The organism is Micromonospora sp. NPDC005237, assembly GCF_040607775.1.
Classification (GTDB): domain Bacteria; phylum Actinomycetota; class Actinomycetes; order Mycobacteriales; family Micromonosporaceae; genus Micromonospora.
In genome coordinates this window covers 120,890-134,835 of sequence record NZ_JBEXHJ010000006.1, presented here as the reverse complement: position 1 = coordinate 134,835, position 13,946 = coordinate 120,890, and the positions used below count along the sequence as shown (strand labels likewise).

The following is a 13,946-nucleotide window of genomic DNA, read 5'->3' as shown; positions in this document are numbered from 1 at the left end:
ACTCGATCCGCCGAGGTCGATGGAGTCGCGCATGACCAACGCCCGCTGGCGGGTGTCCGGGCCTCCCTCAGGGACGTTGACCACCGCCGTTGACAACGGCGGGACGCCGCGCGCGGGAGCCACGGTGGACCCCCGATCCCTCCTGCCGCTCTCGCGGCACGGCCACCACCGAGGTCCCGAAGCGACCCGCGACGACACGCGGCACCCGCCAGCGAGAGCGGCGAACCGTGCCCGCCCGTCGTGACCCACCCTGGAGGTACCGATGCACCCCACACCGCCACCACGGACGAAGAACCGGCTCCGGAGCGGCGTCGCCTGGCTCGTGAGCCTGCTGCTCATCTCGACGCTGACGCCGGCCACGGCCGCCCACGCGGACAACCCCATCGTCCAGCACATCTACACCGCCGACCCGGCTCCCCTGGTGCACAACGGACGGGTCTACCTCTACACCGGCCACGACGAGGACGGCTCCACGTACTTCACGATGAAGGACTGGCGGGTGTGGTCGTCGGCCGACATGGTCAACTGGACCGACCACGGCTCGCCCCTGAGTCTCAGCACCTTCAGCTGGGCGAGCGCCAACGCGTGGGCCGGCCAGGTCGTCGCCCGCAACGGCAAGTTCTACTGGTACGTGCCGGTGACCGCCCGGGCGACCAACTCGATGGCCATCGGCGTCGCGGTCGCCGACAGCCCCACCGGGCCGTTCCGGGACGCCATCGGCCGTCCGCTGGTGGGCAACGGCGAGATCGACCCCACCGTCTTCATCGACGACGACGGCCAGGCGTACCTGTACTGGGGCAACCCGAACCTGTGGTACGTCCGGCTGAACGCGGACATGATCTCCTACAGCGGCAGCGCCACCAAGATTCCGCTCACCACCGCCGGGTTCGGCACCCGGACGGGGAACGCGAGCCGGCCGACCCTCTACGAAGAGGGCCCGTGGGTCTACAAGCGCAACGGTATCTACTACAACGTGTTCGCGGCGGAATGCTGCTCCGAGTTCATCGGTTACTCGACCGCGACCGGCCCGACCGGCCCCTGGACCTACCGCGGGACGGTCATGCCCCGCCAGGGCGCGAGCTTCACCAACCACCCCGGAGTCATCGACTTCAACGGCGGCTCGTACTTCTTCTACCACAACGGAGCGTTGCCCGGTGGCGGCGGCTACACCCGCTCGGTGGCCGTGGAGAAGTTCACCTACAACACCAACGGCACCATCCCGACGATCAACATGACCACGACGGGCGCCCCCCAGATCGGCACCCTGAACCCGTACGGGCGGCAGGAGGCCGAGACCATCGCCTGGGGCTCCGGCATCGAGACCGAGCCGGCCAGCGAGGGCGGGATGAACGTCGGGTTCATCGAGAACGGGGACTACATCAAGGTCAAGGGCGTGGGCTTCGGTACGGGCGCGACGTCCTTCTCCGCCCGGGTCGCCTCGGCCACGTCCGGTGGCACGATCGAACTGCGCCTCGGTAGCCCCACCGGCACCCGGGTGGGCAGCTGCGCGGTGCCGGGCACCGGCGGGTGGCAGACCTGGCAGACCATCTCCTGCCCGGTCAGCGGCGCCACCGGGACTCAGGACCTGTACCTGCGCTTCACCGGCGGCAGCGGCAACCTGTTCAACTTCAACTGGTGGCAGTTCCAGGCCGGCGGCACCACGACGCCCACCCCGACCCCCACCGCGACGTCGACGCCGACGCCCACCCCGACGCCGACGCCCACCCCCACGCCGACGCCGACGCCGACGCCGACGGTCCCGGCTGGGCAGTCCTGCGCGGTGACCAACACCGTGGTCAACACGTGGCAGGGCGGATTCGAAGGGCGGCTCACGGTCACCAACTCCGGGGCCTCGTCGCTCGACGGGTGGCGGGTCACCTTCACCCTCCCCAGTGGGCAGACGGTGTCACAGGTCTGGAACGGCACCCTCACCCAGACGGGCAACCAGGTGACCGTCGCGAACGCCGCCTACAACGGGCAGCTCGCGCCGGGAACGTCGACCACCGCTGGCTACCTCAGCACGAGCGCCACCGCCAGTCCGCCGACCATCACCCCGACCTGCTCCCCCGCCTGAGGGTCACTCCACCCCCAAGAACACCCCCACCCCATCCCCACCTCGCCCGCCGCCGACGTTGATCATGAATTTGGTGCCCCTGACACGCCGATAGGGGAGCAGCAACTTCCTGGTCGACGGGGTGGGGAGGGGGTGGGGTGGGGGTCCTAGAAGTCGTCGTCGAAGGCCACCGTCCCGGTCACTCCCACCTGGTACGCCGACACCCGCCGCTCGAAGAAGTTGGACAGCTCCTGGACGTCCTGCAACTCCATGAAGGCGAACGGGTTGGCGGACCCGTAGTGCGGGGCGATCCCGAGCTGGACGAGACGGCGGTCGGCGACGTGCTGGAGATACTCCCGCATGTCCACCAGGGTGAGACCGGGCACGCCCTGACCCACCAGGTCCTCGGCGAACTGGACCTCGCACTCGACGGCCTCGGTGAGCATCTGGCGAACCTGGTCGGCGAGATCGTCGTCGAACAGGTCGGGCTCCTCGGCACGCACGGTGTCCACCACGTCGAATGCGAACGCCATGTGCATTGACTCGTCGCGGAAGACCCAGTTGGTGCCGGAGGCCAGGCCGTGCAGCAGGCCGCGGGAGCGCAGGAAGTAGACGTACGCGAACGCGCCGTAGAAGAACAATCCCTCGATGCAGGCGGCGAAGCAGATGAGGTTGAGCAGGAACGCGCGCCGGTCGTCCCGGGTCCGCAGCTCGCGCAACTCCCCCAGCGAGTCGATCCAGCGGAAGCAGAACTCGGCCTTGCGGCGGATCGAGGGGATGTTCTCGATGGCGGCGAAGGCGGCGAACCGCTCGGTCTCGTCGGGCACGTACGTGTCGAGCAGGTTGAGGTAGAACTGGACGTGCACGGCCTCCTCGAACAGCTGCCGCGACAGGTAGAGGCGGCCTTCCGGGCTGTTGACGTGCTGGTACAGGTTGAGCACGAGGTTGTTGGCGACGATCGTGTCGCCGGTGGCGAAGAACGCGACGAGGCGGCTGACCAGGTGCCGCTCGGCCGGCGACAGCCTGTCCAGATCGGCGAGGTCGGCGTGCAGGTCGACCTCCTCGACCGTCCAGGTGTTGCGGATGGCGGCGCGGAACCGGTCGAAGAAGTGCGGGTAGCGCATCGGGCGGAGAGTGAGATCCATCCCGGGGTCGAGCAGCATGTGCGTGGTCCTCGCGTCGGCGGTGGTGTCGGCGGTGGTGTCGGACGCGGTCACTGGCACGCCTCGCACGACTCGGGGTTCTCCAGCGAGCAGGCCAGCGCCTCGGCGTCGCTCGTCGACGGCGTGACGAGGGCGACGGCGGCGGGCGTGACGGTGGCCTGCTGGATGCGCGTGGCGGGACGGGAGCGCAGGTAGTAGGTGGTCTTCAGCCCGGTCTTCCAGGCGTACAGGTACATCGAGGAGAGCTTGCCGATGGTGGGCGAGGCCAGGAACAGGTTCAGCGACTGGGACTGGTCGATGAACGGGGCGCGGGCGGCGGCCAGGTCGATCAGCGCCCGCTGCGGCAGCTCCCACGCGGTGCGGAACAGCTCCCGTACGTCGGCCGGGAGTTCCACGACGTCCTGCACCGACCCCTCCGCGCGCCGGATCGCCGACCGGACCTGCTCGGTCCACAGGCCACGCGCCTTCAGCTCGCGGACCAGGGCCGTGTTGACCTGGAGGAACTCCCCGGACAGGGTCTCGCGCTTGAACAGGTTCGAAACCTGCGGCTCGATGCACTCGTAACACCCGGCGATCGAGGCGATGGTCGCGGTCGGCGCGACCGCCACCAGCAGCGAGTTGCGCAGCCCGTACTCCCCGACCCGCTGGCGCAGCGCGGCCCAGCGCGCGGTCTGCGTACCCTCGACACCCCACAGGTCGGGTTGGAGCTGGCCCCGCGCGGCCCGGGTCTGCGCGTACGCCGGATGGGCGCCGAACTCACGCGCCAGGTCGGCGGAGGTCTCCAGCGCGGTCAGGTACAGCTCCTCGCTGATCCGGGTGGACAGCTCCCGCGCGGCCGGCGAGTCGAACGGCAGCCGCAGTGCGAAGAACACGTCCTGCAGGCCCATCAGCCCGAGCCCGACCGGCCGCCAACGGGGGTTGCTCGCCGCCGCCTGCGATGTCGGGTAGTAGTTGATGTCGATGACCCGGTCGAGGAACGTCACCGCGGTCCGGACCGTGGCGCGCAGTCGCGGCCAGTCGATGCCGCTCCCGGTCAGGTGGGCGGCGACGTTCACCGAGCCGAGGTTGCACACCGCGGTCTCGGCGTCGCTGGACACCTCGATGATCTCGGTGCACAGGTTGGACAGGTGCACCACGTTGCCCGGCTCGGCCGTCTGGTTGCACAGCCGGTTGGCCGCGTCCTTGAAGGTCATCCAGCCGTTGCCGGTCTGGGCCAGGGTGCGCATCATCTTCCCGTACAGCTCCCGCGCCGGCACCTGCCGCACGTAGCGGCCCTGCGCCTCGGCCGCCCGGTACGCGGCGTCGAACCGCTCCCCCCACAGGTCGGGCAGCTCGGGAACCTCGTCCGGGTCGAACAGCGACCACACCTCGTCGGCCTCGACCCGGCGCATGAACTCGTCCGGGATCCAGTTGGCGAGGTTCAGGTTGTGGGTACGCCGGGCGTCCTCGCCGGTGTTGTCCCGCAGTTGCAGGAACTCCTCGATGTCCGGATGCCACGGCTCCAGGTAGACGCAGGCCGCGCCCTTGCGCCGGCCGCCCTGGTTGACCGCGGCGACGCTCGCGTCGAGCGTACGCAGCCACGGCACGATCCCGTTGGACTGCCCGTTGGTGCCGCGGATCAGCGCGCCCCGGGACCGGACCCGGGAGTACGCGATGCCGATGCCACCGGCGAACTTGGACAGGTTCGCGACCTGGGCGTAGCGCTGGTAGATCGAGTCCAACTCGTCGCGCGGCGAGTCGACGAGGTAGCACGAGGACATCTGCGTGTGCCGGGTACCGGAGTTGAACAGCGTCGGTGAGCTGGGCAGGTAGGCCAGGCTGGACATCAGCCGGTAGAAGTCGACCGCCTCGTCCGGCGTACGGGACAGGCCGCAGGCCACCCGCAGCAGCCAGTACTGCGGGCTCTCCAGCACCAGCCGGCTGGTGGGGTGGCGCAGCAGGTACCGGTCGTAGACCGTACGCAGCCCGAAGTACTCGAAGCGGCGGTCGCCGTCGGCGTCGACGGCGTCGTCGAGCAAGCTGCCGTGCGCGGCGACGAACGCGGCGGTCTCGTCTCCGATCAGCCCCTGCGCGTGGCCGGTCCGGATCGCCGCGCTGAACGAGGTGACGCCCTGTCGGCGTACCTCCCGGTCGATGTGGCTGGCCAGCAGCCGGGCGGCGAGGCGCGAGTACTGCGGCTCCGTACCGATCATCTCGGCAGCGGTCTGGATGGTCAGCCGGTCCAGCTCGGCTGTCGTCGCGCCGTCGTACAGGCCGCTGATCGTGCGGGTCGCCACCCGCAGCGGGTCGACGTCGGGCAGGTCGTCGGCCCAGCGCTCGACCTCGGCGACGAGCCTGCGCACGTCCACCGGCTCGCTGGCGCCGCCGCGTTCGCGGACCTGCCCCGGCGTACGCCGCAGGGCCGTCTCGCCGCCGGCCGCGGCTACCTCGGTAACTGTCACCACTCACTCCTCGCGAGCTTGAGGACCTGATGGCCCTCGGCACGAGGAGACCGACACCGGCGGACGCCACGCCGGCGGCGCGGATCCGAGAGGCGTCGGCCGTCCCACGCGGCCTCGGACCACCGCCCACCCGGATGCGGGTACGCGGCGCGCTGGCAGGTCTTCGGACTCGCGGGCACGACCGGGGTTCACCCGGTCCCCTACTGGCCGTCGCTTCCCAGGCCAGGTGGCGGCCCAGTGCTGATGACGGCTGTCGTTCCCACTCACCGCTGCGGGGCAGTCCCGGAATTCCACCGGGTTCCCTCTTGCCTCGGCCACTCTGGGATGAGTGGCCGAACCAGCTGCGGTCGACACCATATATAGGGGCGACTGGGTTTGTCACACCCCACATGTCGGGTCCGGGCGTGTCGCGGTCGTCGCTGACTGCCGTCGTCGATCCGTCGGCGACGGCAGACGTGCGAGCATCGGGCGGCGTCGCGTTCGGACACCGCAGTCGGCTTGACCGACCGAACCGGCACCGATACGGTCGACCCACTATCTGCGGCGACGCGAGGGAAGCCGGTGAGAATCCGGCGCGGTCGCGCCACTGTGAGCGGTCCCCGACCCCGGGGGCCGCGAGCCAGGACGCTCGGTCGTCCGCAGCCTTGCGATGGGGACGCGTCATCCCCGAGGAGGTTCGTGCACCCATGTCCAGTTCCACGTCCAGCCAGCCGCTGGCGCACCCCGCTGCCCCGACCCGTCTCCTGTGGACGGTCCTGGCCACCGTCGCCGTGCTCACCCTGCTGGCCTATCTCGTCGCCTTCGACCAGGGCGCGGTCTCGCGCAGCGGGACGTACCTGCACGAGCTGATGCACGACGGCCGGCACCTGCTCGGTGTCCCGTGCCACTGAGCGGCACCAGCACCGCACCCACCTTCGTCACGGTTCTCCTGCGCGGGCTGCTCGCCGGCCTGGTGGCCGGCCTGCTCGCCGGAACGTTCGCCTACGTCGTCGGCGAACCCCACGTCGAGGCGGCCATCGCCATCGAGGAGGCGGCGGCACACGCCGAACCCGCCACCGGGGGGCACCAGCACGACGAGGACGCTCTGGTCAGCAGGAACGGCCAGCGCGGCGGGCTGTTCCTGGCCACCGCCCTGTTCGGGGCCGCGATGGGTGGCCTGCTGGCCACCGCGTACGTCCTGCTGAACCGGCGGCGGCGCACGGTTGACGACGGGTGGTCCGGCCTGCTGCTGGCCGGCGGCGCGCTGCTCGGCGCGGTGATCGTGCCGTTCCTCAAATACCCGCCGAACCCGCCGGCCGTCGGCGACCCGGCCACCATCAACCAGCGCACGGTCACCTACCTGCTGCTGGTGGTCCTCGGCCTGGTGGCGGTCTGGTCCGGTTCGCTGGGCTACCGGTCGGTCGGCGAGCAGGCGCCGGTGTGGCTGCGCGCCGCCGCGGCGGTCGGCGGGTTCCTGCTGGTCACCGGCGTGGCCTACGTGGTGCTGCCGTCGTTCCAGGAGGTCCCGGGGGACTTCCCCGCCACGCTGCTGTGGAGCTTCCGGCTCGCCTCCCTCGGCACCCAGGTGGTGCTGTGGACCGGGATCGGCCTGCTCTTCGCCGCCCTGATGCACCGGCAGCGCGCGGTCACCGACGCACGACTGGCCGGGTGAACGCCACCAGCCTGCGGCTGGTCGCCCACGGTCACACCGCCGCCCTGCGGCGGGCCCGGTTCGGCGGGGACGACGCACTGGACGAGGGTGGCCGCAGCGCCGCCCTCGCCCTGTCCCCCACCGTGCTGGGCCGGCGGGCATCATCGGGCGACACGGACGCCTGCCTGTCCAGCCCCGCGGCGGCGGCCGTCCAGACCGCGTACGCCCTCGGTCTCGCGCCCGCTGTGGAGACGGCGCTGGCCGACTGCGACTACGGCGACTGGACCGGCCGGTCGCTGGAGGAGATCGGCGTCGCGCAGCCCGACGCGCTGCGCGAGTGGCTGTCCACCCCGGACGCCGCGCCGCACGGGGGCGAGTCCGTCGCCGCCCTGCACGAGCGCGTCGGCCGGTGGCTGGACGAACAGCGCGGCCTCGGCCGACGGGTCACGGCCGTCACCCACCCGCTCGTGATCCGGGTCGCGGTCGTGCACGCCCTGGGACTGCCGCTGGCGACGTACCGGCAACTGGACGTCGAGCCGTTGGCGGTCGTCCGGCTCACCGGCCAGGGCCCACGGTGGCGGCTCCGCCTGAGCGCGCCTCCGGCACCTGCGAGCGGGTGACGAGGTCGACCACGGCCCCTGTAGAGCTGCCCCAGATTTGGGGCGGCATGGAAGCGGTGGGGTCGGGCTGCCGGCAGGCGTACAGACCGGTGAGCGACATACCGCAGAGGTATGAATATGACTCTGAGGTATGTGCCTCACGGGCGACGCGCCCTCGCCCGCCGCGCGGGGCGACAGGGCCACGCAAGACCGGCGGCCGCGCGACCCGCGACGCACGAAGCGCGACGCACGACCACGACGCGTGACGCACGACCACGACGCGTGACGCGCGCGGGTCTGGGGGTCGAGAGCGGGCGGGCCCAGGACGGGTGTCGGGCGGGCCGTGAAGCACGGCCCGCCCGACTGTGTTGTTCCCGGCTTACTTCGCGCCGGTGACCGTGAACGGTCGGGACACCGCCGTCGCCGACGTGGCGCCGGACAGCGTCACACTGGTCACGCCCGGCTGCGCCGAATCCGGAACGGTGACGGTCGCGCCGGAGACCACGCCGTCGCCGTTCGCGCGTACCGTGCCGACCGCACGACCGTCGCCGACGCTGACCGTGATCGCCTCGTTCGGCGCGAACCCGGAACCGTCGACCGTGATCGACATACCGCGCGGTCCGGACGTCGTGGGCAGCGACACCCGCGGCTGGTAGGCCGGGCCCGCCGGACGCGCGGTCACCTGGACGGTGGCCGTCGCCGGCGTACCCGAGGACGCGCCGGTGGCGCTGACGGCGTACCGGCCCGGGGTCGTGTCCCCCGACGTCGCGACGGAGGCGCGGACCGTGCCCGTCGCGGACGCCGAGACCGTCACGCTCCGCGTCGTGCCGGCGGCCAGAACCACCGTCACCCGCTCGCCGGCGGCGAACCCGCTGCCGTCGACCGTGACCGCGTCACCGGCGACGACCGGCTGAGCCCCGGACACCGCGAGCGTCGGCTGCGGCCCGGCACGCCGGACGGTAACGGTGAAGGTGGTGGTGCTGCTCGACAGCGTGTCCCACGCCGTGACGTGCACCGTGTAGGTGCCCTCCCGCGCGTAGGTGTGCTGGCCGCTCAGCGCGCCGGCCGCGCCGACCGTGACGTCGTCGGGAACCGTGCCGTCGCCCCAATGGACGCGGGCGCGGTAGCCGGTCGCGCCGGGGACACCGCCGGTCACCGACCCGAGGTTCGCCGCGAGGACCTGCCCGGCGTCGACGCTCTGGTCGGCGGGGGCGGTGGTCGCCAGCGCGGCGGCCGGCGTGCCGTCGTCGGCGACGGCGAACACGTGGATCCGGCCCGCCGAGCGGGGATCGCCGGTCTGCGTCGGCAGGGTCACCGAGACCAGCGTCTTACCCGCCGGGATCTGGTACGGCGTGGTGGCGAACAGGAACGGCTGTGCGCCGTCGCGGCTCGTGCCACTGAGCCGGTACGCGGACTTCGCGACCACGATGTTGCCGTACGACGGGGTGCCGTTGGCGTTGCCGCCCAGCGTCCAGTCACTGAACTGGATCGGGATGCTGGCGGTGCTGCCGTCGCTGAACGTCACCGTGCCGGCGGTGCTCTGGTTGCCCTGCGTGCCGGCGCCGATGAACGAGATGGTCCGGGCGTCGGACGGCAGGTGCAGAGCGATCGTCGCGCCGTTGCCGGTGGCGTTGTCCGGTTGCCCGGCCGGGATCTGCGGCAGGGTGAAGCCCAGCGCCGTGCCCGGCACCTGCTGCCGCTGACCCTGGGTCACGCCGGCCGCGGCCAGGGCGGCCCGCGAGTACGCCCACGACTTCGCGTCGCAGTCCGCCGCGAGGGTGCCCTCGTCGCCGACGCACACGGTGTCGAACGCCGCGGCGAGACCGTTCTGTGGCGCGTACGCGACGTCCACGCCGACCGTCACCGAGCCCTGGCTGGTGCCGTCGGTGACGGTGACGTTCGCCTGGTGGTAGCCGGGCGTGGCGTAGGTGTGTTCGCCGCTGACGCGGTAGACGGCCCGCGAACTCAGCGTCAGGGTGCCCTCGGTGGCCGGTGAGCCGTCACCCCAGTCGATCGTCGCCCGGTAGTCGTCGGCGGCGCCGCCGGTGACCGTGGCCAGCGCCACCGTCGCGGGTGCGCCGGAGAGCGCGTGCGCGCCGTCCGTGGCGGTCACCGTGATGTCGCCGCCGCCCAGGTCGAGGTCGCCGCCGGCGAGCAGCTCGATCTCGGCGAGGGTCGGCTGCGCGGCGCCGACGGTCTTCGTCACGACGAGGCGGAACTGGGAGTACCGCCCCGGCTTGTCGATCCGGAACGGCCGGGTCTGGTTGCGCCAGCGGAACACCTCGCCCGCGCGGGAGTCCAGGGTGCTCCAGGTGAGACCGTCGGTGGAGCCCTGCAGCCGCCAGTCCGCCGCGTCACCGGCGCCCGCGCCGGAGGTGAGCGTGTAGTACGTCGGCTTCTGGCGGCCGCCACGGGAGGCCCAGCTGATCTGCGGCGTGCCCGACGACGCGGTCAGCTGCGTGGTCGACGAGTCGTCGAACAGCTTCGACGCGTCCTGACCGCCGCTGGCGGTGGCGGTGCCCAGGCCGGGCCCGGTGACGTCCTGCAACGGCTCGGGTGCCGCGTCACCCTTCGTCAGCGACGGCGGCCCGTCGTTGCGGCCGGTGCCCCAGGACGACGGGTTCGGTCCCATCTGGAAGTCGATCGTGGCGCCCCGGGCGAGCGCGGACACGTCGACGGACACCTCGCGCTGCTTCTTGCCGTTGACCTTGACGCTCTGCACGTACACGTTGCGGGTGCTGTTGTTCGCGGCGTTGACCACGATGTCGCCGGTCGGACGGTGGACGGTCATCCTGGTGAACTGCGGCGAGCCGATGGCCCAGTGGGTCGAGCCCGCCTGCAACGGGTAGATGCCCAGCGAGCTGAGGACGTACCAGGCCGACATCTCCCCGTTGTCCTCGTCGCCCAGGTAGCCCTGGCCGATCTCGCTTCCGACGTAGAGGCGCTGCATGATCTCGCGCACGATCGCCTGCGTCTTCGCCGGCGCGCCGGCGATGTCGTACAGGTACGGAATGTGGTGCGACGGCTGGTTGCTCATGCCGAGCTGACCCAGGCGCACCGCGCGAGCCTCGAGCATCTCGTGGATGATGCCGCCGTAGCCGCCGGGGCGGTCGGCGTTCTCCGGGGTGGCGAAGAAGGTGTCGAGCTTGTCGCGCAGGGCCTTCTGCCCGCCGTACAGGTTGATCAGGCCCTGCGGGTCCTGCTGCGCGGTGAACGCGAAGTTCCACCCGTTGGTCTCGGTGTAGACGCCACCCCAGTCCAGCGGGTCACCGGCGAGGAACGCGCCGGAGGCGTCGCGGCCCTGGAAGAGCTTGGTCTTCTCGTCGAAGAGGTGGACGTAGTTGCGGGCACGCTCCAGGAAGTACCGCGACTCCTCCTTGAGCTGGTCCCGCCGCGACTTCGGCGTGGCCGGGTCCTTCGCCAGGGCGGCGGCCATGTTGCCGATGCCGTAGTCGTTGATGTAGCCCTCCAGCGCCCACGACACCGACTCCCCAGTGGAGGTCGGCGTGTAGCCGAGGAACAGCGAGGTCTCGATGCCCTTGCGTCCGACCGCGCCGCGCCCGGACGCGACGGTCGCGTCCTTGACGGCCGCGTCGTACGCCGCGAGCGGATCGGGCAGCTTGACCCCGGTGAGGTACGCCTGAGCGAGAGCCACGTTCGCGCTGGTGCCGGTCATCAGGTCGGCGTAGCCGGGCGACGACCAGCGGGCGATCCAGCCGCCGTCACGGTAGTGCTGGACGAAACCGTCGGAGATCCTGGCGGCGACGTCCGGGTAGAGCAGCGAGTAGGCGGGCCATACGGTGCGGTAGGTGTCCCAGAAGCCGTTGTTGACGTAGATCTGGCCGTCGACGATCTTCGCGCCGGTCCGGGTGGCGGTCGACGTGCCGGCCGGCGCGGACACCGGGCTGGCGTACTGCCAGTGGGGTGCGGCGGCGGTGCCGGTGTTCTCCGACTGGGAGTTCGGGTACAGGTTCAGCCGGTACAGGTTCGAGTACATGGTGACCAGCTGGGTCTCGGTCGCACCCCGCAGCTCGACCCGGCCGAGGCGGTCCTTCCACGCGGCGGTGGCGGCGTCGCGGATCGCATCGAAGCTCCGGCCGGTCACCTCCAGGTCGAGGTTGCGGCGGGCCTGGTCGACGGAGAGGAACGAGGTGGCGATCCGCATCGTCACCTGCCGCTCGGCGGAGACGTCGAAGGTGGCGGACGTCGCGGTGGACGTCGTCGGCGCGCGGTCGAAGGCGCCGGAGACGAACATGCGGCTGCGCCCGGCGGACAGGCCGCTTCCGTTGTCGACCCAGCCGGTGAAGGTGCCGTCGGCGCCGATGGTGAACGTGCCCTTGGCGAAGACGAGACTTCCGGTCGCCGGGCCGGGGCCGAAGGTGAACCGCATGATCCCGGCGTGGTCGGTGGGTGACATCTCCGCCACCAGACCGCTCTGCGTCGTGACCCGGTAGAGGTCCGGCTGTGCCGTCTCGTCGTCGTGCCGGAAGGCGAGCGCACGGCTGGCGGGTGACCCGGTGAGGGGGCCGTCGCCGGCCACCGGCATCACCGACATCTGGTTGCGGTCACCCATCCACGGGCTGGGCTCGTGGGAGATCGCGAGGCCCTGCAACGTGGGCAGGTTGGCCGCGTTGTTGGCCCGGTGGTACTCGTACTCCCAGGAGTCGGAGGTCGCGTCGGTCACCGGGGTGAAGAAGTTGAAGCCGTTCGGCACCGCGGTGATCGGCAGGTTGTTGCCGCGCGAGAACCCGCCCGTCGAGTTGGTCCCGCGCCGGGTGTCGACGTAGTTGGTCAGCCGGGAGCCGTCGATCGCCGCCGGCGAACCGGTCACCTCGACGTCGTCGAGCCAGCCCTGGAACCGGGTCTCCCCGGTCGCCTGCGGGTTGTCGTAGGCGAGCAGGATGCGGTCGATCGTCTTGCCCCGGGCGACGGCGCCGATGTCGGCGCGCACCGCGTTCCACTGGTCGGCGTAGAGCACCTTGGACGCGCCCTGGCCGGCCGGCGTCAGCGCGTAACCGTGCTGGTCCACCGCCGACCGTCCGCTGAGGTAGCTGCCGTCGGTGAAGTGCAGGTCGACGGCCGCGTAGGTGGACGGGTACCGGGCGTCCTGGCCGGTGAACTCGGGGAAGATCCGGTAGGACAGGCGGGTGTTCGGCCCGACCGGGATGTCGACGTCGAAGAGCCTGTTCGTCGCGTACGAGCGGCCGTCGGCCTCCGCGCCGCCGGAGTAGCGCAGCGCGGCCAGCCCGGTGAAGCCGGCGCTCGGCTTCGTCGTGTAGCCGCCGACCGGCCCGGGGCCGACGCCGGTGACCATGGGCGTGGCGGGCGGGCGGACGTCCGAGCCGTCGCTGATGTCCCAGCCGGCGAGCTGGGTCAGGGAGTTACCGGAGTTCGCGGAGATGGACAGCCGGTACCAGCCGTACGCGGTCGTGTTGGAGACGCGGTACGTGTTGGTGGCGAACCGCTTGGCGAAGCGCTGCTGCGTCTGCCGGTCCAGGTCCGTCCAGGTGTTGCCGTCGGTGGAGCCCTGGAGGGTGAAGTCGCGGGGGTCGCGGGTCGGTTCGTCGTCCGCAGAGGTCAGCGCGTACCGCGCCACGACCGCCGGCTTCGCCAGCCGGTACGTCACCCAGCCGGTCGGTTCGAACGCCAGCCACTTGGTCGACGGGTTGCCGTCGGCGAGGTTCGCCGCGATCTCGTTCGGCGGGTTCTGGGCGCTCGCGGTCACGGCATCGACCTGGCCGAGCAGGCTGCCGGGCAGGTTCGCGCTGCTCGATCCGCTCAGGTTGCCCTGCACGGGCCGGCCCGAGCTGTCGACCTCGACGGTGCTGGTGGCGGGTTGCGGGTCGGCCGACTCGAACGAGGAGCTGAAGGAGCCCGGTGGGGCGGCACTGGGCGCGGCGTTGGCCAGGGGCGCGGCGACGACCAGCCCCAGCGGCAGCAGGGCGGCGGTGGTCGCGGCTGCCATCCGGAGGGACACGGTGCGCGCACGAGGGAGATACGGCATGGGGGCGGGGCCTTTCGACTCGATCCGGTCGAGTACGTCGTACGTCTGGGCGGGAG

7 protein-coding genes and 2 riboswitches are annotated in these 13,946 nt (G+C 71.5%); of the genes, 4 read left to right on the top strand and 3 right to left on the bottom strand.

Features of this window, described 5'->3' with window-relative positions; all coding sequences use genetic code 11:
- Nucleotides 1–262: 262 nt before the first annotated feature.
- Nucleotides 263–2,074 carry a family 43 glycosylhydrolase gene (locus ABZT87_RS17835; protein WP_355136674.1) on the top strand — a complete coding sequence of 604 codons (1,812 nt, stop codon included), beginning with the start codon at nucleotides 263–265 and terminating at the stop codon, nucleotides 2,072–2,074.
- A gap of 146 nt (nucleotides 2,075–2,220) precedes the next feature.
- Here the strand turns inward: ABZT87_RS17835 and ABZT87_RS17830 are convergent, their stop codons facing one another.
- Together ABZT87_RS17830 and ABZT87_RS17825 are read right to left on the bottom strand one after the other, a co-directional pair.
- A complete protein-coding gene (locus ABZT87_RS17830; protein ID WP_355137115.1) occupies nucleotides 2,221–3,216 on the bottom strand; it encodes a ribonucleotide-diphosphate reductase subunit beta in 996 nt (331 codons plus the stop codon).
- A gap of 50 nt (nucleotides 3,217–3,266) precedes the next feature.
- Nucleotides 3,267–5,657, bottom strand: coding sequence for a ribonucleoside-diphosphate reductase subunit alpha (locus ABZT87_RS17825; protein WP_355136672.1), 2,391 nt, complete (start codon nucleotides 5,655–5,657; stop codon nucleotides 3,267–3,269).
- A 136-nt stretch (nucleotides 5,658–5,793) separates the two neighbouring features.
- A riboswitch (cobalamin riboswitch) is annotated at nucleotides 5,794–6,014 on the bottom strand.
- Nucleotides 6,015–6,210: 196 nt separating this feature from the next.
- Nucleotides 6,211–6,285, top strand: a riboswitch (cobalamin riboswitch).
- 58 nt (nucleotides 6,286–6,343) lie between these two features.
- On the opposite strand from ABZT87_RS17825, the gene ABZT87_RS17820 reads away from it, so the two are divergent.
- From ABZT87_RS17820 to ABZT87_RS17810, 3 genes are read left to right on the top strand one after another with little or no spacing between them, the layout of a single operon-like run.
- Complete coding sequence (locus ABZT87_RS17820) at nucleotides 6,344–6,547, top strand: CbtB domain-containing protein (RefSeq protein ID WP_355136670.1); 204 nt, start codon at nucleotides 6,344–6,346, stop codon at nucleotides 6,545–6,547.
- The gene (locus tag ABZT87_RS17815; protein ID WP_355136668.1) at nucleotides 6,538–7,308 is read left to right on the top strand and encodes a CbtA family protein; all 771 of its coding nucleotides are present in this window, start codon (nucleotides 6,538–6,540) and stop codon (nucleotides 7,306–7,308) included. The genes ABZT87_RS17820 and ABZT87_RS17815 overlap by 10 nt, the downstream gene beginning before the upstream one ends.
- Nucleotides 7,305–7,907, top strand: coding sequence for a histidine phosphatase family protein (locus tag ABZT87_RS17810; RefSeq protein ID WP_355136666.1), 603 nt, complete (start codon nucleotides 7,305–7,307; stop codon nucleotides 7,905–7,907). Before ABZT87_RS17815 ends, ABZT87_RS17810 begins: the two co-directional genes overlap by 4 nt.
- A 358-nt stretch (nucleotides 7,908–8,265) precedes the next feature.
- Here ABZT87_RS17810 and ABZT87_RS17805 read toward each other — a convergent pair whose 3' ends face one another.
- A complete protein-coding gene (locus ABZT87_RS17805; RefSeq protein ID WP_355136664.1) occupies nucleotides 8,266–13,851 on the bottom strand; it encodes a GH92 family glycosyl hydrolase in 5,586 nt (1,861 codons plus the stop codon).
- Nucleotides 13,852–13,946: the final 95 nt, after the last annotated feature.

What these genes read in the sequence shown, in the direction of transcription:
- ABZT87_RS17820 (WP_355136670.1), top strand. Translation starts at nt 6,344, where the DNA reads ATGTCCAGTTCCACGTCCAGCCAGCCGCTGGCGCACCCCGCTGCCCCG.
- ABZT87_RS17835 (WP_355136674.1), top strand. Translation starts at nt 263, where the DNA reads ATGCACCCCACACCGCCACCACGGACGAAGAACCGGCTCCGGAGCGGC.
- ABZT87_RS17805 (WP_355136664.1), bottom strand. Translation starts at nt 13,851, where the DNA reads ATGGCAGCCGCGACCACCGCCGCCCTGCTGCCGCTGGGGCTGGTCGTC.
- ABZT87_RS17830 (WP_355137115.1), bottom strand. Translation starts at nt 3,216, where the DNA reads ATGCTGCTCGACCCCGGGATGGATCTCACTCTCCGCCCGATGCGCTAC.